The organism is Pseudomonas sp. BF-R-19 (assembly GCF_019956445.1).
Lineage (GTDB): Bacteria > Pseudomonadota > Gammaproteobacteria > Pseudomonadales > Pseudomonadaceae > Aquipseudomonas > Aquipseudomonas fluorescens_BH.
This window is the reverse complement of sequence record NZ_JAHBDN010000039.1, coordinates 1-18,662: the sequence shown is the minus strand read 5'-3', so window position 1 is coordinate 18,662 and position 18,662 is coordinate 1. Positions and strand designations below refer to the sequence as shown.

At 62.4% G+C, this 18,662-nt stretch carries 17 protein-coding genes; 7 read left to right on the top strand and 10 right to left on the bottom strand.

Translation table 11 applies throughout. The annotated features are described in order from the left end of the window. Window positions 1-120 precede the first annotated feature (120 nt). The 10 genes from tadA to KGB28_RS08290 form a co-directional block, all read right to left on the bottom strand. The gene (gene tadA, locus KGB28_RS08335) at window positions 121-618 is read right to left on the bottom strand and encodes a tRNA adenosine(34) deaminase TadA (protein ID WP_150757936.1); all 498 of its coding nucleotides are present in this window, start codon (window positions 616-618) and stop codon (window positions 121-123) included. Continuing rightward, the gene (locus tag KGB28_RS08330) at window positions 618-1,994 is read right to left on the bottom strand and encodes a multicopper oxidase family protein (protein ID WP_223444106.1); all 1,377 of its coding nucleotides are present in this window, start codon (window positions 1,992-1,994) and stop codon (window positions 618-620) included. The genes tadA and KGB28_RS08330 overlap by 1 nt, the downstream gene beginning before the upstream one ends. Before the next feature lie 201 nt (window positions 1,995-2,195). Further along, complete coding sequence (gene guaA, locus KGB28_RS08325) at window positions 2,196-3,773, bottom strand: glutamine-hydrolyzing GMP synthase (protein ID WP_150754483.1); 1,578 nt, start codon at window positions 3,771-3,773, stop codon at window positions 2,196-2,198. A 99-nt stretch (window positions 3,774-3,872) separates the two neighbouring features. Next, window positions 3,873-5,342 carry an IMP dehydrogenase gene (guaB, locus tag KGB28_RS08320; RefSeq protein WP_008053208.1) on the bottom strand — a complete coding sequence of 490 codons (1,470 nt, stop codon included), beginning with the start codon at window positions 5,340-5,342 and terminating at the stop codon, window positions 3,873-3,875. Window positions 5,343-5,459: 117 nt separating this feature from the next. After that, a complete protein-coding gene (locus KGB28_RS08315) occupies window positions 5,460-6,008 on the bottom strand; it encodes a sugar ABC transporter ATPase (protein WP_223444104.1) in 549 nt (182 codons plus the stop codon). Window positions 6,009-6,180: 172 nt separating this feature from the next. Further along, window positions 6,181-7,362 carry a formate-dependent phosphoribosylglycinamide formyltransferase gene (purT, locus tag KGB28_RS08310; protein ID WP_223444102.1) on the bottom strand — a complete coding sequence of 394 codons (1,182 nt, stop codon included), beginning with the start codon at window positions 7,360-7,362 and terminating at the stop codon, window positions 6,181-6,183. A gap of 87 nt (window positions 7,363-7,449) precedes the next feature. Then, entirely contained in the window at window positions 7,450-7,917 is a 468-nt protein-coding gene (locus KGB28_RS08305) for a VUT family protein (protein ID WP_223444100.1), read from the bottom strand. A 185-nt stretch (window positions 7,918-8,102) separates the two neighbouring features. Continuing rightward, window positions 8,103-8,318, bottom strand: coding sequence for a DUF1289 domain-containing protein (locus KGB28_RS08300; RefSeq protein ID WP_223444098.1), 216 nt, complete (start codon window positions 8,316-8,318; stop codon window positions 8,103-8,105). After that, a complete protein-coding gene (locus KGB28_RS08295; protein WP_223444096.1) occupies window positions 8,315-8,839 on the bottom strand; it encodes a gamma carbonic anhydrase family protein in 525 nt (174 codons plus the stop codon). The genes KGB28_RS08300 and KGB28_RS08295 overlap by 4 nt, the downstream gene beginning before the upstream one ends. Before the next feature lie 51 nt (window positions 8,840-8,890). Then, window positions 8,891-9,490 (bottom strand): CoA pyrophosphatase, encoded by a 600-nt coding sequence (locus KGB28_RS08290; RefSeq protein ID WP_150754488.1) that lies wholly within the window; start codon window positions 9,488-9,490, stop codon window positions 8,891-8,893. Between the two features lie 147 nt (window positions 9,491-9,637). Here KGB28_RS08290 and KGB28_RS08285 point away from each other — a divergent pair, with 147 nt between their 5' ends. The 7 genes from KGB28_RS08285 (at window position 9,638) to nagE (ending at window position 18,394) form a co-directional block, all read left to right on the top strand. Next, window positions 9,638-10,189 carry an NUDIX hydrolase gene (locus KGB28_RS08285; protein ID WP_150757939.1) on the top strand — a complete coding sequence of 184 codons (552 nt, stop codon included), beginning with the start codon at window positions 9,638-9,640 and terminating at the stop codon, window positions 10,187-10,189. 121 nt (window positions 10,190-10,310) lie between these two features. After that, a complete protein-coding gene (locus KGB28_RS08280; RefSeq protein ID WP_150726760.1) occupies window positions 10,311-10,814 on the top strand; it encodes a murein L,D-transpeptidase family protein in 504 nt (167 codons plus the stop codon). A gap of 294 nt (window positions 10,815-11,108) precedes the next feature. Continuing rightward, on the top strand, window positions 11,109-11,840 hold the full coding sequence (locus KGB28_RS08275) for a GntR family transcriptional regulator (protein WP_046040977.1): 732 nt from the start codon (window positions 11,109-11,111) through the stop codon (window positions 11,838-11,840). 17 nt (window positions 11,841-11,857) lie between these two features. Further along, window positions 11,858-12,964, top strand: coding sequence for an N-acetylglucosamine-6-phosphate deacetylase (gene nagA, locus KGB28_RS08270; protein ID WP_223444094.1), 1,107 nt, complete (start codon window positions 11,858-11,860; stop codon window positions 12,962-12,964). Further along, a complete protein-coding gene (locus KGB28_RS08265) occupies window positions 12,945-13,967 on the top strand; it encodes an SIS domain-containing protein (protein ID WP_223444092.1) in 1,023 nt (340 codons plus the stop codon). Before nagA ends, KGB28_RS08265 begins: the two co-directional genes overlap by 20 nt. A 165-nt stretch (window positions 13,968-14,132) precedes the next feature. Continuing rightward, window positions 14,133-16,649, top strand: coding sequence for a phosphoenolpyruvate--protein phosphotransferase (gene ptsP / locus KGB28_RS08260; RefSeq protein WP_223444090.1), 2,517 nt, complete (start codon window positions 14,133-14,135; stop codon window positions 16,647-16,649). 29 nt (window positions 16,650-16,678) lie between these two features. Beyond that, entirely contained in the window at window positions 16,679-18,394 is a 1,716-nt protein-coding gene (gene nagE, locus KGB28_RS08255; protein ID WP_223444089.1) for an N-acetylglucosamine-specific PTS transporter subunit IIBC, read from the top strand. Window positions 18,395-18,662: the final 268 nt, after the last annotated feature.

Genomic DNA, 18,662 nt, shown 5'->3' with positions numbered 1-18,662 from the left:
CGATCAACAGAGATCAAAATGTGGGAGCGGGCTTGCTCGCGAAGAGGGAGTGTCAGTCAACATGAATGTGTCTGACCCACCGCTTTCGCGAGCAAGCCCGCTCCCACAGGGGGTCCGTGTTCAGTCTGAAGGTTTTGCGCGCCGGGCTTTGAAGAACTCGCTCAACACCGCCCCGCACTCCTCCGCCAATACCCCGCCTTCATACAACACCCGGTGATTCAAAAAGCCCTGGGTAAAGAACTGCCCCTGGCTCTGCACGATCCCCGCCTTCGGCTCCAGCGCCCCGTACACCACCCGTGCAATCCGCGAGTGCACGATCAGGCCTGCGCACATGCTGCACGGCTCCAGCGTCACATACAGCGTGCTGCCCGGCAGGCGATAGTTGCTCACGGCCTGGGCGGCGGCGCGGATGGCGACCATCTCGGCATGAGCGCTCGGGTCGCTGCCAGTGATCGGACAGTTGAAGCCGCGACCGATGATCTCTCCGTCCTGCACCAGCACCGCGCCCACCGGCACTTCGCCGAGGGCCGCGCCTTGGGCCGCCAGTGCCAGGGCTTCGCGCATGAATTCGCGATCACGGCTGCGGTCGATGATGGCGGCGGGACGAATCTGACGCATCACGCCACCTCGATGGCGGCCATCAGGCCGGTTTCCATGTGATCGATCACATGGCAGTGGAACATCCATACACCCGGGTTATCCGCCACCAGCGCTACCTGCGCGCGCTCGTTCTTGCCCAGCAGGTAGGTGTCGGTGAAATACGGAATGACCTTGTGCCGGTTCGAGGCGATGACCTTGAAACTCATGCCGTGCAGGTGAATCGGGTGCTGGTACTGAGTCATGTTCTTCAATTCGAAAATATAGCTCTTGCCCTTCTCGAGCCTGGCAATCGGGCGGTCGGCGCAGGTCTTGTCGGTGATGTCCCAGGCCTTGCCGTTGATCTGCCACAAGCTCGGCGGCTTGCCGTTATCAACGTTGACAGACACCGAGCCGACCCATTCGAAATTGAAGTTGAGTTTCTCGGCATTGGCCAGGTCCGGCTCGGCGATCGGGTTGGCCGGCAAGGCCGGCGGCCACTCGGTCGGCGCATCGCTATTGGCCACTGAACGGAACGTGCCCAGGCGTACCGGACCATTGCGCAGCGACAACTCCTCACCGGCCGGCGGGGCCTTGATCGCCAGGCAAATACGCATGCCCGGACCGAGCCAGTATTCCTTGCCGAGCGGTCGTGGCTCGACCGGGTTGCCGTCCAGCGCATAGATCTGCGCTTCGACGCCGGGAATGTTCAGGCGATAGGTCAGGGTGTTATCGAGGTTGAGCAGGCGTACACGGGTGATCTGCCCGGCCGGCAGGTCGATCACCGCTTGCGGCACGCCATTGATGGTCGCCAGGCGCCCCGCCGTACCGCCACGGGCCGCTTCACGGGGAATGCTGAACTCGACGAAATTGCCCACCTCGTCGACATGCCAGCTCTTCAGGCTCAAGGTCTTTTCATACTTGAAACCGGTCGGCTCGCGTTCGTCGATGATCAACGGACCGACCAGGCCACGACCGAGCTCTTCACTGCTGTTCACATGCGGGTGATACCAGTAGCTGCCAGCATCCGGCACGCGGAATTTGTAGTCGAAGTATTCCCCCGGCAACACCGGCAATTGCGACACGTAAGGCACACCGTCCATTTCCAGCGGCAGGCGGATGCCATGCCAGTGGATGGTGGTGGCGACCGGCAGGTGGTTGATGAAGCGCACCCGCAGCCATTCACCCTGGCGCGCCCGCAATTCAGTGCCCGGCGCCGACGGGCCGAAGGCCCAGGCCTGGGTCTTGTGCCCGGCTACCAGTTCCACGTCCAGCGGCGCTGCGATCAGCTCGTAGTCGTGGCCCGCCTCGGCGTCAGCCATCTTGCCCAGCCAGTAGCGCGAAGCGCCCCCCGCACCGACACCAACGACAACAAGACCGGCCAGGCCACCGAGGATTTGGCGACGGGTAAACGACATGAACTCAACTACCTCACGTATCAGCGACAGACCCGGGGGCCCGCAAAAGGCGAATACGATACACCTGCAATTGTGAAAGAAACAGCAAAGCGGGCGTGACGACGGGCCGCAGGAAGGTTCCGCAGCAAAGCAAAAAGCCGTGTGAACTCTCGTTCACACGGCTTTTTATCCGGCGCTCAAGCCCTCAGGGCTGACGCGGGATCATTCCCACTCAATGGTCGCTGGCGGCTTGCTCGACACGTCGTAGGTGACGCGGGAGATGCCTTCGATTTCATTGATGATGCGGCCGGAAACGGTTTCCAGCAGTTCGTAAGGCAGGTGCGCCCAACGCGCGGTCATGAAGTCGATGGTCTCTACGGCACGCAGGGCCACGACCCAAGCGTAACGACGACCATCGCCGACCACGCCGACCGATTTCACCGGCTGGAACACCACGAAGGCCTGGCTGACCTTGTGGTACCAGTCGGCCTTGCGCAGTTCTTCGATGAAGATGTGGTCGGCGCGACGCAGCAGGTCGGCGTATTCCTTCTTCACCTCACCGAGGATGCGTACACCCAGGCCCGGGCCCGGGAACGGGTGACGGTAGACCATGTCGTACGGCAGGCCCAGTTCCAGGCCCAGACGACGGACTTCGTCCTTGAACAGTTCGCGCAGTGGCTCGACCAGTTTCAGGTTCATCTCTTCCGGCAGGCCGCCCACGTTGTGGTGCGACTTGATCACGTGGGCCTTGCCGCTTTTCGCGCCAGCCGACTCGATCACGTCCGGGTAGATGGTGCCCTGGGCCAGGTACTTGATGTTGTCCAGTTTGTTGGACTGGGCATCAAACACGTCGATGAAGGTGCGGCCGATGATCTTGCGCTTCTTCTCCGGGTCGGCTTCGCCGGCCAGGTTGTTCAGGAACTGCTCTTCGGCGTTGGCGCGGATCACCTTGACGCCCATGTTCTCGGCGAACATGGCCATCACTTGCTCACCTTCGTGCAGACGCAGCAGGCCGTTGTCGACGAACACGCAGGTCAGCTGGTCGCCGATGGCCTTGTGCAGCAGCGCGGCAACTACCGAGGAGTCAACACCGCCGGACAGGCCGAGCAGGACGTTGTCGGTGCCGACCTGGGCGCGAACCTGGGCGATGGCGTCTTCAGCAATCTTCGATGGCGTCCACAGGGCTTCGCAGCCGCAGATGTCGAGGATGAAGCGCGACAGGATGCGACCGCCTTGCTTGGTATGGGTCACTTCCGGGTGGAACTGCACGCCGTAGTAGCCGCGAGCATCGTTGAACATACCGGCAATCGGGCAGCTCGGGGTGCTGGCCAGGATGTGGAAGTCTTCCGGCATCTTCGTGACTTTGTCACCGTGGCTCATCCACACGTCGAGGCCGAACAGGCCATCGGCGTCGATGTGGTCTTCGATGCCGTCGAGCAGGCGGCTCTTGCCGACTACGTCAACGCGGGCATAACCGAACTCACGCAGCTCGGAACCTTCAACCTTGCCACCCAGTTGCTCGGCCATGGTCTGCATGCCGTAGCAGATACCGAAGACCGGCACGCCCAGGTCGAACACCGCTTGCGGGCAGCGCGGGCTGTTGGCTTCGTGAACCGACTCCGGGCCGCCGGCGAGGATGACGCCTTTAGGAGCGAATTCGCGGATCGCATCTTCGTCCATGTCGAACGGGTGCAGTTCGCAGTACACACCGATTTCACGCACGCGGCGGGCGATCAGCTGGGTGTACTGGGAACCGAAGTCGAGGATCAGGATGCGGTGGGCGTGAATGTCGAGGGCCATGATTCAGTCTCGTCTAAAAAATTCGGAAACAGTCGTGATTCAGAAACAACTCGGGGCTGAATAAAACAGCCCCGGTTGCTTAGCTTGTTGCTTGAAGGCTCAACCTACGCGGTAGTTTGGCGCTTCCTTGGTGATCTGCACGTCGTGAACGTGGGACTCGGCCATGCCAGCGCCGGTGATCCGCACGAACTCAGGCTTGGTGCGCATTTCTTCGATGTCGGCGCTGCCGGTGTAGCCCATCGAGGAACGCAGGCCGCCCATCAGTTGGTGGATGATCGCGCTCAGGGTGCCTTTGTAAGGAACACGCCCTTCGATGCCTTCCGGAACCAGCTTCTCGGCGCCTGCCGAGGAGTCCTGGAAGTAACGGTCGGAGGAACCTTGAGCCTGGGACATGGCGCCCAGCGAACCCATGCCGCGATAAGCCTTGTACGAACGGCCCTGGAACAGTTCGATCTCGCCCGGCGCTTCTTCAGTACCGGCGAACATCGAGCCCATCATCACGCAGGAAGCACCGGCTACGATGGCCTTGGACAGGTCACCGGAGAAACGGATGCCGCCGTCGGCGATCAACGGTACGCCAGTGCCTTCGAGGGCAGCAGCAACGTTGGCGATGGCACTGATTTGCGGCACGCCGACACCGGCGACGATACGGGTGGTGCAGATCGAGCCAGGGCCGATACCGACCTTGACGGCGTCAGCGCCAGCTTCGGCCAGGGCCTTGGCGGCAGCGCCGGTGGCGATGTTGCCGCCGATGACCTGCACTTCAGGGAAGTTCTGCTTGACCCAGCGAACGCGGTCGATCACGCCCTTGGAGTGACCGTGAGCGGTGTCGACCACCACCACGTCAACGCCGGCAGCGACCAGGGCGGCAACGCGGTCACCGGTGTCTTTACCGGTGCCGACTGCAGCGCCAACACGCAGACGACCTTGATCGTCCTTGCTGGCCAGCGGGTAAGCCTTGGCTTTTTCGATGTCGTTGACGGTCATCATGCCCTTGAGGGCGAATTTGTCGTCGACGATCAGCACGCGCTCGATGCGGTGCTTGTGCAGCAGTTCACGCACATCGTTCTTGTCGGCGCCTTCCTTGACCGTGACCAGACGTTCTTTAGGCGTCATCACTTCACGGACAGTGGCTTCCAGACGGTTCTCGAAACGCACGTCACGGGAGGTGACAATGCCGACCAGGTCGCCATTGTGCAGCACCGGAACGCCGGAGATGTTGTGCATGCGGGTCAGTTCGAACAACTCGCGCACGGTGGCGTCGGCGACGATGGTGATCGGATCCTTGACCACACCAGCTTCGTAACGCTTGACCTTGCGGACTTCGGCAGCTTGCTGCTCGATGGTCATGTTCTTGTGGATGATACCGATACCACCTTCCTGAGCCATGGCGATTGCCAGACGGGCTTCAGTGACGGTGTCCATGGCGGCGGAAACCAGTGGAATATTCAGCTCGATGCCACGGGTAAGGCGGGTCTTGAGACTGACTTCGTTAGGAAGCACCTCGGAATAACCGGGCACTAGGAGAATGTCGTCGAATGTCAGAGCTTCTTGGCTGATACGCAGCATCGCGGGGGCTCCCGAGCGGGAAAATGGAAGCGCGCCATTATAGTCAGACACCCCTTCGGGTTCAATGTAAAACTCTGTCTATTATTGGCTTTACTGATATACGGAGATTGGCGTCGCCTACAATTCGACTTTCACCCAACTCACCGGCTGATCGAGCCAATCGGCGAATTCATCGATAAAGCTCTGCTTGAACCCGGCTTCGGCCCAGTTATTGAAGATGAAACCGAGGTTGGAGAAGCCGCATTCCTGCAGGAACAGAAAGCCGTTGATGTCGTCTTCATGCCCGCATTCCGGGCAGGTGAAGTTGTCGGTACGCCCCGGCATCCAGTCTTCCAGGCTTTCGAACAGGGCTTCACCGACTTCCTTGCGGCACTCGGCGCAGCCCGCCTCTTCAAGGAAACCCTTGGCAGGCGTATAGATGCAGCGCTTGGTGATGATCTCCAGGCCATTGATCGGCTCGCCGAACGGCAGGGCTTCGGGGTGCAGGACCACTGCGCGGGCACCGTCGGCGATAGCGTGGCCCATGCGATTGCCGGTGCGGCCACAGGTGGTCAGTTCTTCCTCGATGATGTTCTTGCGCACCAGCCAACGCACGACGGCCCGGGCCCGGGGTTCGTGCACCGGCAGGGTGGAGATTTTCGGGACGATGATGCTTTGGGAATTCATGAGGTACAGGCCTGGAGCTTTGATGAAGGGTCTTGCGCACCCCCAAATTATAGAGACTGAACACCGAACCTGTGGGAGCGGGCTTGCTCGCGAAGAGGGAGTGTCAGTCAACATTAATGTGTCTGACACACCGCTTTCGCGAGCAAGCCCGCTCCCACAGGGTTACGGGTTTTTACAGCTCTACGACAACCGCTTGCGAAGCACGGGTCGCCTTGGCGCGGGCGGCTTCGATCGATTCGTCGCGCGCCAGGGCCACGCCCATGCGGCGCTGGCCGTTGACCTCAGGCTTGCCGAACAGACGCAGCGCGGTATCCGGCTCGCTCAAGGCAGCGCCCAGGTTGGCGAAAGCGGTCTGGGTCGACTGCCCTTCCACCAGGATCACCGCCGAAGCCGAAGGCCCGAACTGACGGATCAACGGGATCGGCAGACCCAGAATCGCGCGGGCGTGCAGGGCGAACTGCGACAGGTCCTGGGAGATAAGGGTCACCAGGCCGGTGTCGTGTGGGCGCGGCGAGACTTCGCTGAACCACACCTGATCACCCTTGATGAACAGTTCGACGCCGAACAGACCACGGCCACCCAAGGCTTCGGTCACGGCTTTGGCAACACGCTCGGATTCAGCCAAGGCAACCGCGCTCATGGCTTGCGGCTGCCAGGATTCCTGGTAGTCGCCCTTCTCCTGACGGTGGCCGACCGGCGCGCAGAAGGTGGTGCCGCCGACGTGGCGCACGGTCAGCAGGGTGATTTCGTAGTCGAAATCGATGAAGCCTTCAATGATCACCCGACCTTTACCGGCACGGCCACCCTCCTGGGCGTAGTCCCAGGCCTTCTGCACGTCATCGACGCTGCGCAGCAGGCTCTGGCCCTTGCCCGAAGAACTCATGACCGGCTTGACCACACACGGGAAACCGAGGTCTTCGACGGCTTTGCTGTAATCCTCGAAGGTGTCGGCGAAGTGGTACGGCGAGGTTGGCAGGTCCAGCTCTTCAGCGGCCAGGCGACGGATGCCTTCGCGGTTCATGGTCAATTGCGCGGCGCGGGCGGTCGGGATCACGGTGAAGCCTTCGGCTTCCAGTTCCACCAGGGTCGCGGTGGCGATGGCTTCGATTTCCGGGACGATGAAGTGCGGCTTCTCGGCTTCGATCACGGCACGCAGGGCAGCGCCATCGAGCATGTTGATCACGTGGCTGCGGTGCGCCACCTGCATGGCCGGCGCGTTGGCGTAGCGGTCCACGGCAATCACTTCAACGCCCAGGCGTTGCAGCTCGATCACCACTTCCTTGCCCAACTCGCCACAGCCACACATCAATACGCGGGTCGCGGTCGGCGACAATGGGGTTCCGATACGGGTCATCTGAAGGTCCTCAAGGAGCGGATCATCGAGGGACGCGTCGCCATGCGCGCTTCCCATGGGGAGAAAGCGCGGCATTTTACATGAACTTCAGCTGACGACAGCCTGTTTGCGCAGGCGCCAGGCCATGATCAGCCACACGGCGGTGACCCCGGCGAATTTCGAACCCAGGGCGGTGAGGATCACCCCCGGCGTCAGGGCGTCGATCAAGCCGAAAAAGATAAAGGTATCGAGGGGAATGCTCAGGGCCGAACTTATCCACAGGCGATCATGCAGCGGACGCCTGGTGATGCTGAACACCAGCCAGTCGATGCACTCGGAAACCGCGAACGCCGTGGCGCTGGCCAAGGCGATGGACGGATCAGAGGTGACATAGGACAACACCAGCGCCACCAGCATCGCCGCGAGGGCGCCATGCCCGAATCGGGCTTGCACCATGTCGCGCAACACAAACACCAGCCCGCCCCAGGCCGACCAGATGATGTCCAGGTGCGGCGCGGTGGAAAAGGCGTAGTTGATCAGCACGACGCTGCTGATGTAGGCGATCAGGAAGAGCATGGCGTGTACAAGTACCTGTCAATTTTGTGCACAGGGTACTTCAGGGATGGCTTTGGGCCAATAGAAGTGGCGACTGTGCCGGCCTCTTCGCGAGCAAGTCGAATCGTCGCACCGCCGCTCCCACATTGGTCTTGTGTACGCCACAGATCATATGTGGGAGCGGGCTTGCTCGCGAAGGCGGCCTGTCAGGCGCCAGATTTCCCAGGGAGCATCCACACCAACCCACTGGACTTCGCCCGTTCATGACACAACCCCAGCACCTTGCGCCGCTCGTCGTTGTCCATGCGGCTCCAGCGGGTAATCTCCTCCACCGTGCGTTGGCAACCGGTACAGACATCATCGTCGTCCAGCGCACAAATATTCACGCAGGGCGATGCTACCGGGCGTTCGCTGGTGGTCATTGTTCCTGCTCGGCCAGGTCGCGGGCATAGCGCTGCGAGTTGTGCACGTAGTGAGCAGCGCTGGCTTCCAGCATCCTGATTTGCGGCTCGGTCAATTCGCGCACCACTTTGCCGGGCGACCCCATGACCAGCGATCCGTCCGGAATCTCCTTGCCTTCGCCAATCAGCGAATTGGCGCCGATGATGCAGTTCTTGCCGATCTTCGCGCCGTTCAGGATCACCGCGTTGATACCGATCAGGCTGTTATCGCCGACGGTGCAGCCGTGGAGCATGGCGTTGTGGCCGATGGTCACGCCGGTGCCGATGGTCAGCGGGTAGCCCATGTCGGTGTGCATCACGGTGCCGTCCTGGACGTTGCTGTTCTTGCCGATCAGGATCAATTCGTTGTCGCCGCGCAATACGGCGTTGAACCAGACGTTGGCGCCCTCTTCCAGCTTGACCTTGCCCACCAGCACGGCATTGGGTGCGACCCAGCTCTGTGGATGGGTTTCGACGCGGGCGTCGCCCAGGCGGTATTTCATCTGTGTTTCCTCAAGGCTCAGGCGGGCTTTTTGGCCATTCGAACGATGGCGTCAGATATTGATAAAGCTTTTGGGAGGCTGATGCAGGCTGATTTTGGCGTCATACAGCAGGTTGATCAACTCGACGATCATGATCGCCGTCAGCCCCCAGATCTTGTATTCGCCAAAGCGATAGCTCGGCACGTACCAGCTGCGGCCCTGATAATCGATGCGATGGGTATGTTCGCGGGGGTCTTTGCGGAAGAACTCCAGGGGCACGCTGAACACCGCGGCGATCTCGGCATCGTTGGCCTGGTATTGGACGAAATCCGGGATCACCCCGACATAGGGCGTGACCTTGATGCCATGCAGGCTGATCAGCGGGCTGAGCGGGCCGATCACCTCGACCAGCCCCGGCGGCAGGCCGATTTCTTCTTCGGCTTCACGCAGGGCAGTGAAAATCAGGTCGGGGTCTTCGGGGTCACGGCGTCCGCCGGGAAAGGCGACTTCGCCGCCATGGGTCGACAGGCCGCTGGCACGCAGGGTCAACACCAGCTCGGGCTCGTCACTGCGGGTGATGGGCACCAGCACCGCAGCCTCGGGAAAACGACGGTCGGTCTCCAGCGTGCGTGGAGTGTGGTTACTAACCCGATGCAGTAGCTCATCCAGCATGAGTGTTCTCGATCTGTGCCTTACCCGGCATCATGCACCAATCGCTGCGGTCGCCCAACCCCCGCAACCGCCCCATGTCGCGAAACGACAACTTGCCGACAGACACTGCAGCACGCCAAGATAGGCGCAGCATTCAGGAACCCCAGCATGAAATTTTGCAGCCAGTGCGGTAACCCGGTGACCCAGCGCATTCCCGAAGGCGATTCCCGTCTGCGTTTTGTCTGCGACAGTTGTCAGGCCATTCACTACCAGAACCCCAACATCGTCGCCGGCTGCGTGGCGACCTGGGGCACCAAGGTGTTGCTGTGCCGTCGAGCCATCGAGCCACGTCGCGGTTACTGGACCCTGCCCGCCGGTTTCATGGAGAACGGCGAGACCATCGAACAGGCCGCCATTCGCGAAACCGCCGAGGAAGCCTGCGCCCGGGTGCGCAACCTGAGGATCTATACCCTGATCGACGTGCCGCACATCAGCCAGGTGCATGTGTTCTTCCGTGCCGAGCTTGCGGACCTGGACTTTTCTGCCGGCCCCGAGAGCCTGGAAGTGCAACTATTCGACGAAGCGGACATTCCATGGGATGAGCTGGCTTTCCGCACGGTGGGCCGTACCTTAGAATGCTTCTTCGCTGACCGGCGGACCGAGGTTTATCCCGTTCGGTCTGAATCGATCCCGCCACTTGCTCAGCCTGCCATTATCTGATGTCATCCCGGCATCACTCAAAGGCGCCGAAATATCGCCCGAACGCGGCACGAGCCTGCGACAGCTCCTGCAAAAACTTCTATACATAAATAGTCGCGACACCTCCTGGGGAATCGTTTCAATGCGCTGGTTGCTTGCCCTGTTCTGTTTGTCGTTTGTCACGGTGTCCCAGGCTTCTGCCGTGGAACCCCTGGACGGCAAGGTCATCGAGAAGATCCTGATTCTCAAGTCTTCCCATCAATTGCAATTGATCAATGACGGCAAGCCGCTCAAGACCTATCGCATTTCCCTGGGCAAGCGTCCCAAGGGGCCCAAGCTGATGGAAGGCGACAAGCGCACCCCGGAAGGCTTCTACTGGGTCGACTGGCGCAAGATCAGCGACCGCTTCAACCTGGCGATGCACATTTCCTACCCGAACATCAGCGATTCTGCCCGCGCCCGTCGTGAAGGCGTCGAGCCCGGCGGCATGATCATGATCCACGGCACCCCGGACAGCGAAGACACCCCGGAAAACCTGTTCCACACCCTGGACTGGACCGACGGCTGCATCGCCATGCGCAATATGGACATGCGCGAAGTCTGGAACCTGGTGCCGGACGGCACGATGATCGAAATCCGCCCGTAATTCCCCACGACCATTGGTCGCCCGCAAAAAATAAATTCAAAAGATCGCAGCCTTCGGCAGCTCCCACAGGGTGAATACCATTTCGCTCCGTAGGAGCTGCCGCAGGCTGCGATCTTTGTCGCTTTAAAACCTACCGCTAATACCACTTCAAACCAACCCCCATTCCAACCAGCCGAAAAGGCCGGACTCCCTACACAAACAGCAAAGTTTTGGCGTTGACATGGTATTCAAGTGGTATTAGTTTTCGCCCATTCACGGGCAAAAACATTCCAACATCCGCCCCGGACACCCGCCATGAACGATCTCCAGGCCCTGCGCCCCGACGACACCCAACCCACGCCGTTGTACCTGCAACTGGCACGCAACCTGGAAGCGGCGATCCACGCCGGCCAGTGGAAAGCCGAGCAGGCGATGCCATCGGAACGCAATCTGAGCGAGACGCTGGGCATCTCCCGCGTCACCGCCCGCAAGGCGTTGGAGGTGTTGTTCGAACAAGGCCTGATCCGCCGCAACCAGGGCTCCGGCACCTTCATCACGCCGCGCCTCGAACAACCGTTGTCGCGCCTTTCCGGCTTCAGTGAAATGCTCCGCCTCAAGGGTTTCGTGCCCGGTTCGCAATGGCTGGAGCGGGAAATCACCCTGCCGACCCACGAAGAACTGATCCGCCTCGGCCTGTCGCCCAACGACAAGGTTGCGCGCCTCAAACGCCTGCGCAAGGCCGACGACACGGTGATGGCCATCGAGATGAGCACCCTGCCCGCCTCGATCATTCCCAAGCCGCAGGCGGTGGGCGATTCCCTCTACGAGTTCCTCGACGGCATCGGCAAACCGGTGGTCCGCGCCCTGCAGCACATCCAGGCGATCAACGCCTCGGACGAGTTCGCCGCGCTGGTGGGCATTGCCCCCGGCACCGCCATGTTGCTGATGACCCGGGTCGGCTACCTCGAAGACAACACGCCCATCGAAGTCACCGACACCTATTGCCGTAACGACTACTACGACTTTGTCGCAGAGCTTCGTAGATAAAAAACCGAGATCCCGACATGTCCGAAGACAACATCCTCACCGCCCACGGCTGGGTTCGCGGCCGACTGGTGCACGAACACGGCAAAGTCGTGTCGATCGAAGGCCAGCCCTGCGATCCGGCAGACAACGATCTGCCGTACCTGCTACCGGGTTTCATCGACCTGCACGTTCACGGCGGCGGCGGCAAGGACATCATGGAAGGCACGCCGGCCTTCGAAACCATCACCCGTACCCACGTGCGCTTTGGCACCACGTCGCTGCTGGCCACCACTATGACCGCACCGAGCGACGAGATATCCAGCGTGCTAAAGGCCGTCGGCGAGTTCTGTGAACAGCGACCCCAAGGCTGCGCCCGGGTACTCGGCGTGCACCTCGAAGGCCCCTACATCAACCCCGGCAAGCTCGGCGCACAACCCAACTTCGCCCATTCCGCGCTGATGACCGAAGTCGAAGCGTACCTGGCACTCGCGCCGATCCGGGTGATTACCATTGCCCCGGAAATCGCCGGTCACGACGCCTTGATCCGTGACCTCAGCAGCCGTGGCATTCGCATGCAGATCGGCCACACCCTGGGCAGTTATGAGGAAGGCGTGGCCGCGCTGGAGGCCGGCGCCAGCAGTTTCACCCACCTCTACAACGCCATGAGCCCGCTGCATCACCGCGAGCCGGGGATCGTCGGCGCCGCGTTGGCTCACGCCAAATACGCCGAACTGATTCCGGACTTGCTGCACGTGCACCCCGGTGCCATCCGCGTGGCCCTGCGTTCGATTCCGTGCCTGTATTGCGTCACCGACTCGACCGCCGCCGCCGGCATGCCTGACGGCGAGTACAAACTCGGCAGCCACACCGTGACCAAATGCCTGGGCGGCGTGCGCCTGCCCGACGGCACCCTGGCCGGCAGCACCCTGACCATGGATCAGGCCCTGCGCAACCTGGTGAAGATCGGCCTGCCCATCGCCGAAGCCTCGCAGCGCCTGTCGCAATTCCCCGCCGACTACCTCGGCATCACCGAACGCGGGCGCCTGCAACCGGGGGCCTGGGCCGACTGCGTGCGGCTGGATCGCTCACTGAAACTGACCGCTGTCATGGTCGAAGGAGAAGACATTGACTTCAAAAATGCTTGAAGAGGCGCTGTCCTCGTTCGAGGCCGTGCAGGCCCAGTTGCAAACACTCGACCCGCAGATGATCGAGATCGCCGGGCGCCTGCGTCGTCAGCCGCCGCAAGTGGCCATGACCGTGGCGCGCGGCAGCTCCGACCACGCCGCCAGCTACTTCGCCTACCTGACCATGCAACTGCTGGGCATCCCGGTGGCGTCGCTGCCGATGTCGGTGGTGACCATGCAGCAGGCCCCATTGAAGGTCAGCGGCCAGGTGGCATTCGCCTTTTCGCAATCGGGGCAAAGCCCGGACCTGGTCAACAGCCTGCGCCTGTTGCGCAAGCGCGGTGCCTTGAGCATTTCGCTGGTCAACGCCGAAGACTCGCCGCTGGAAGCCGCCTGCGAATTCAGCCTGCCACTGTGTGCCGGCACCGAAAGCAGTGTCGCCGCGACCAAGAGTTTCATCGCCACCCTCAGCGCCAGCGCCCGGTTGATTGGCCACTGGAAAGAAGACGCCGAACTGCTCGAGGCCGGTTCTGCCTTGCCCGATGGCCTGCGCCACGCCGCGCAACAGGACTGGAGCCCAGCCATCGACGCCTTGCGCGATTGTCAGCGGCTGATGGTGATCGGCCGTGGCGCCGGTTTCGCCATCGCCCAGGAAGCGGCGCTCAAGTTCAAGGAAACCTCGGCGATCCAGGCCGAAGCCTTCAGCAGCGCCGAAGTCCGTCACGGCCCGATGGCCTTGATCGGCGACAACTACCCGCTGCTGGTGTTTGCCCCTCGGGGTGCCGAACAGGCCGGCTTGCTGAGCCTGGCCGCCGACATGCGCCAACGCGGCGCCCGGGTCCTGCTGGCCGCGCCGGATGACGTGCTTGAACGCGACCTGACCCTGACCCGCGCCGAACACCCGGCCCTCGACCCGATTCTAGCGATCCAGAGTTTCTACGTAATGGCCGCCGGCCTGGCCGTGGCCCGTGGCATGGACCCCGACCAGCCGCGACATCTGAGCAAAGTCACTCGTACGCACTAACCCCCCTTGTAGGAGCGAGCTTGCTCCGGGCGGCGTTCCGACGATGGACGTTAACGAAAACGCGTGCTTCCTGAATGAACGCGTTGTCCCCGGGTTCATCGCGAGCAAGCTCGCTCCTACAGGGGGCACGTTGATCCGAACCGTATTTTTTGATGAGAGCGAGCCATGCATAACAACAATAAAGAGCTGACCTTAAGCGCCCCGCTCAGCGGCCCGGTGCTCACGCTCGCCAAAGTCCCGGACCCGGTGTTCGCCAGCGGCGCCATGGGTGACGGCATCGCCATCGATCCACTCAACGACACGCTCCATGCCCCCTGCGCCGGCGTGGTGGTGCATGTCGCCCGCACCGGTCACGCGGTAACCCTGCGGGCCGACAACGGCGCGGAATTGCTCCTGCACCTGGGCCTCGACACGGTCGAGTTGCAGGGCCAGGGCTTCTCGATGCTGGTCAAGGAAGGCGCGCGTGTCGCCAACGGCCAACCGCTGCTGCGCTACGACCTGGACAAGGTCGCGCAACAGTGCAAGAGCCTGGTCAGCCTGCTGATCCTCACCAACAGCCAGGACTTTCAGGCACGCCCCATCACCCTCAAGTCGGTCAAGGTCGGCGAGCCGCTGCTGCACATCATTCGTCGACAGACGTCGAGCGCACAGGTGGATACCGAGTTTGCCGGCGCAGAGATTGTCGGTCTCGTGCGCATTGCTCACCGTGGCGGCCTGCATGCGCGGCCGGCTGCGTTGATCCGTCAGACCGCGCAAGGATTCAAAAGCAAATCGCAGCTGCATTTCGCCGGCAAGTCGGCCACCTGCGACAGCCTGATCGGCCTGATGGGGCTGGCCATCGGCGAACAGGCGCAGGTCCAGGTCAGTTGCCAGGGACCGGATGCCGAAGCCGCGCTGCAAGCGTTGCTGACCGCGTTATCCACAGCCTTGGCCGAAGATAGCCACGCCGCCGCGCCGGCCACGATTGCCCAACGCAATCGCCCCGCCGAAGCCGGCGTGTTGCACGGCGTCTGCGCGGCACCCGGCCTGGTCGGCGGGCCGCTGTTTCGCCTGAATGCGATCAGCCTGCCGGTGGATGCCGGCCACCATGATCCGCAGCAACAACAGCAAGTGCTGGACGCAGCACGGAGCCAGGTGCGCAGCGAAATCGAGCACACGCAGGCCTTGGCGAAAAAACACAAGGACACCGCAGAAGAAGCGATTTTCGCCGCACACCTGGCACTGCTCGAAGACCCGGCCTTGCTGGACGCCGCCAGTCAGTCCGTCGCCCAGGGCACGGCCGCGACCCACGCCTGGAACCAGGCCATCGACACGCAATGCGAAGTCCTCCAGCAAACCGGCAGCACGTTGCTGGCGGAACGCGCCAACGACCTGCGCGACCTCAAGCAACGGGTGCTGCGCGCATTGCTCGGCGATACCTGGCATTACGACGTGCCGGCCGGCGCCATCGTCGCGGCGCATGAACTGACGCCCTCCGATTTACTGCAACTGAGCCAGCAAGGCGTCGCCGGGCTGTGCATGGCCGACGGCGGCGCGACCTCTCACGTGGCGATTCTGGCCCGGGGCAAAGGCCTGCCGTGCATGGTCGCACTGGGCTCGTCGCTGCTCGATCAGCATCAGGGGCAAGCGGTAGTGCTGGACGCCGACGGCGGCCGCCTCGAACTGACACCCAGCACACAGCGCCTGGCCGACGTGCGCCAGCTGCAACAGCAACAGCAACAACGCCGGGCCGAACAACAGGCCCAGGCGCACACACCCGCGCTAACCACCGATTGCCTGCACATCGAAGTCGCCGCCAATGTGGCGTCCAGCACGGAAGCGGCAGACGCACTGGCCAATGGTGCCGACGGCGTCGGCTTGCTGCGCACCGAGTTTCTCTTCGTCGACCGCCACACCGCCCCGGACGAACAGGAACAACTCCACGCCTATCAAGCGGTGCTCGATGCCATGGACGACAAGTCGGTGATCATCCGCACCATCGACGTCGGCGGCGACAAGCAACTGGACTACCTGCCACTGCCCGCCGAGGCCAATCCGGTGCTCGGGCTGCGCGGCATTCGCCTGGCTCAGGTTCGCCCTGAACTGCTCGACCAGCAACTGCGCGCGCTGCTGCACCTGCGCCCTTTGTCACGCTGCCGGATCCTGCTGCCGATGGTCACGGAAGTCGATGAACTGCTGCACATCCGCCAGCGCCTCGACGCCCTGTGCACGGAACTGGGTCTGGCGCAACGCCCGGAGCTGGGGGTGATGATAGAAGTTCCAGCCGCCGCGCTGCTGGCTGAGCAACTGGCCGAACACGCGGACTTCCTGTCCATCGGCACCAATGACCTGTCGCAATACACCCTGGCCATGGACCGCGACCACGCAGGGCTCGCCGCCCGCGTCGATGCGCTGCACCCGGCACTGCTGCGGCTGATCGCCCAGACCTGCGCCGGAGCGGCACAGCACAAACGTTGGGTGGGCGTATGCGGCGCACTGGCGTCCGATCCACTGGCCACGCCGGTGTTGATCGGCCTGGGGGTCAGTGAGTTGTCGGTGAGCCCGGTGCAGATCGGGGAAATCAAGGACCGCGTGCGTCATCTCGACGCCAGCGAATGCCGGCGCATCAGCCAGGGCCTGCTCAAGCTGAGCAGCGCCAGCGCGGTGCGTCACGCCTGTCACCAGCATTGGCCTCTGAGCTAAAGAACAACAAGAATCCACGGAGAACCGCCATGTACCAACTTTTCATCGAAGGCCTGCAACGCCTCGGCCGCGCGCTGATGCTGCCGATCGCGATCCTGCCGATTGCCGGCCTGCTGCTGCGCCTGGGCGATACCGACCTGCTGAACATCGCGATCATCCACGACGCCGGCCAGGTGATCTTCGCCAACCTGGCGATGATCTTCGCCATCGGCATCGCGGTCGGTTTTGCCAAGGACAACAACGGTACGGCGGGGCTCGCCGGGGTGATCGGCTACCTGGTGATGATCTCCACCCTCAAGGTGCTCGACCCGAGCATCAACATGGGCATGCTCGCCGGGATCGTCAGCGGCCTGATGGCCGGCGCGCTGTACAACCGCTTCAAGGACATCAAGCTGCCGGAGTACCTGGCGTTCTTCGGGGGCCGGCGTTTTGTGCCGATTGCCACCGGGTTCGCCGCCGTGGGGCTGGGCGTGGTGTTCGGCTACATCTGGCCGCCGATCCAGCACGGCATCAACAGCTTCGGCACGCTGATGATGGAAAGCGGCAGCTTCGGCGCATTCGTCTTCGGCGTGTTCAACCGCCTGCTGATCGTCACCGGCCTGCACCACATCCTCAACAACATGGCGTGGTTCGTGTTCGGCAACTTCACCGACCCCACCACCGGCGCGCTGGTGACTGGCGACCTGTCGCGCTACTTCGCCGGCGACCCGAAAGGTGGCCAGTTCATGACCGGCATGTTCCCGATGATGATCTTCGGCCTGCCCGCCGCCTGCCTGGCGATGTACCGCAACGCCCTGCCGGAACGGCGCAAGGTGATGGGCGGGATCTTCCTGTCGATGGCGTTGACCGCGTTCCTGACCGGCGTCACCGAGCCGATCGAATTCGCCTTCATGTTCCTCGCGCCGTTGCTGTTTCTGCTGCATGCGTTGCTGACCGGCCTGTCGATGGCCATCACCAATGCGCTGAACATCCACCTGGGGTTCACCTTCTCCGGCGGCTTCATCGACATGATCCTTGGCTGGGGCAAGTCCACCAACGGCTGGCTGGTGTTCCCGGTGGGCCTGGCGTATGCGGTGATCTATTACGTGGTGTTTGATTTCTGTATCCGCCGCTTCGACCTGAAGACACCGGGCCGCGAAACCAGCGCTGCCACCCCGCAGGTTGCGGTGGCCGACAATGAACGCGCCGGGGCTTACATCAAGGCCTTGGGCGGAGCCGAAAACCTGATCACCGTCGGCGCCTGCACCACCCGCTTGCGCCTGGACATGGTGGATCGCAACAAGGCCTCGGATACTGACTTGAAAGCGCTCGGCGCCATGGCTGTGGTGCGTCCGGGCAAGGGCGGGAGTTTGCAGGTGGTGGTCGGGCCGATGGCCGACGCGATTGCCGATGAGATTCGCCTGGCAATGCCGGCGCTGGGTCGCGCATTGGTGTCGTCACCAGCGGCAGAAATCGACGCACCGCCACCTGCCGCCGTGGCGACACCCGAGGCGCAGCAATGGCTCAATGCCCTGGGCGGTGGCGACAATGTGCTGCAACTCGATTGCATCGCCATGACCCGCATCCGCCTGCAACTGGCCAATGGCAAGGCGTTGTCGGAGTGTGATTTGAAAGTGTTGGGCTGTCAGGGTGTCAGCCAGTTGGAAGGTGGCATCTGGCATCTGCTGATTGGCGACAAGGCGCCGAGCTTGAGTGGTGCGCTGGAAGCATTGGTCAATCGCAGTGAGGTGAGTGCCAAGGTTTAGATTCTCGGTGCCTGACAGGCCGCCATCGCGAGCAAGCTCGCTCCCACAGTGGTCCGGTGTACGCCGAGCAAATGTGGGAGCGAGCTTGCTCCGGGCGGCGATCCGACGATGAGGCCATCACTTACACCACAATAGTTGGGGCAATAAAATGTATGGTCAGCCCATCTCCTGCAACCCCATGGGCTGTTTTCGGTAAAGCTGGCTTGCGCTAATGTATCCGGGCTCGTGGTGAGCGTTGCTGTAACAACACTCGGCCCTCGATGAGTAG

Bases quoted from the DNA above. Each gene is read 5' to 3' on its own strand.
- tadA (WP_150757936.1), bottom strand. From the start codon at position 618: ATGCGTCAGATTCGTCCCGCCGCCATCATCGACCGCAGCCGTGATCGC.
- KGB28_RS08330 (WP_223444106.1), bottom strand. From the start codon at position 1,994: ATGTCGTTTACCCGTCGCCAAATCCTCGGTGGCCTGGCCGGTCTTGTT.
- guaA (WP_150754483.1), bottom strand. From the start codon at position 3,773: ATGGCCCTCGACATTCACGCCCACCGCATCCTGATCCTCGACTTCGGT.
- guaB (WP_008053208.1), bottom strand. From the start codon at position 5,342: ATGCTGCGTATCAGCCAAGAAGCTCTGACATTCGACGACATTCTCCTA.
- KGB28_RS08315 (WP_223444104.1), bottom strand. From the start codon at position 6,008: ATGAATTCCCAAAGCATCATCGTCCCGAAAATCTCCACCCTGCCGGTG.
- purT (WP_223444102.1), bottom strand. From the start codon at position 7,362: ATGACCCGTATCGGAACCCCATTGTCGCCGACCGCGACCCGCGTATTG.
- KGB28_RS08305 (WP_223444100.1), bottom strand. From the start codon at position 7,917: ATGCTCTTCCTGATCGCCTACATCAGCAGCGTCGTGCTGATCAACTAC.
- KGB28_RS08300 (WP_223444098.1), bottom strand. From the start codon at position 8,318: ATGACCACCAGCGAACGCCCGGTAGCATCGCCCTGCGTGAATATTTGT.
- KGB28_RS08295 (WP_223444096.1), bottom strand. From the start codon at position 8,839: ATGAAATACCGCCTGGGCGACGCCCGCGTCGAAACCCATCCACAGAGC.
- KGB28_RS08290 (WP_150754488.1), bottom strand. From the start codon at position 9,490: ATGCTGGATGAGCTACTGCATCGGGTTAGTAACCACACTCCACGCACG.
- KGB28_RS08285 (WP_150757939.1), top strand. From the start codon at position 9,638: ATGAAATTTTGCAGCCAGTGCGGTAACCCGGTGACCCAGCGCATTCCC.
- KGB28_RS08280 (WP_150726760.1), top strand. From the start codon at position 10,311: ATGCGCTGGTTGCTTGCCCTGTTCTGTTTGTCGTTTGTCACGGTGTCC.
- KGB28_RS08275 (WP_046040977.1), top strand. From the start codon at position 11,109: ATGAACGATCTCCAGGCCCTGCGCCCCGACGACACCCAACCCACGCCG.
- nagA (WP_223444094.1), top strand. From the start codon at position 11,858: ATGTCCGAAGACAACATCCTCACCGCCCACGGCTGGGTTCGCGGCCGA.
- ptsP (WP_223444090.1), top strand. From the start codon at position 14,133: ATGCATAACAACAATAAAGAGCTGACCTTAAGCGCCCCGCTCAGCGGC.
- nagE (WP_223444089.1), top strand. From the start codon at position 16,679: ATGTACCAACTTTTCATCGAAGGCCTGCAACGCCTCGGCCGCGCGCTG.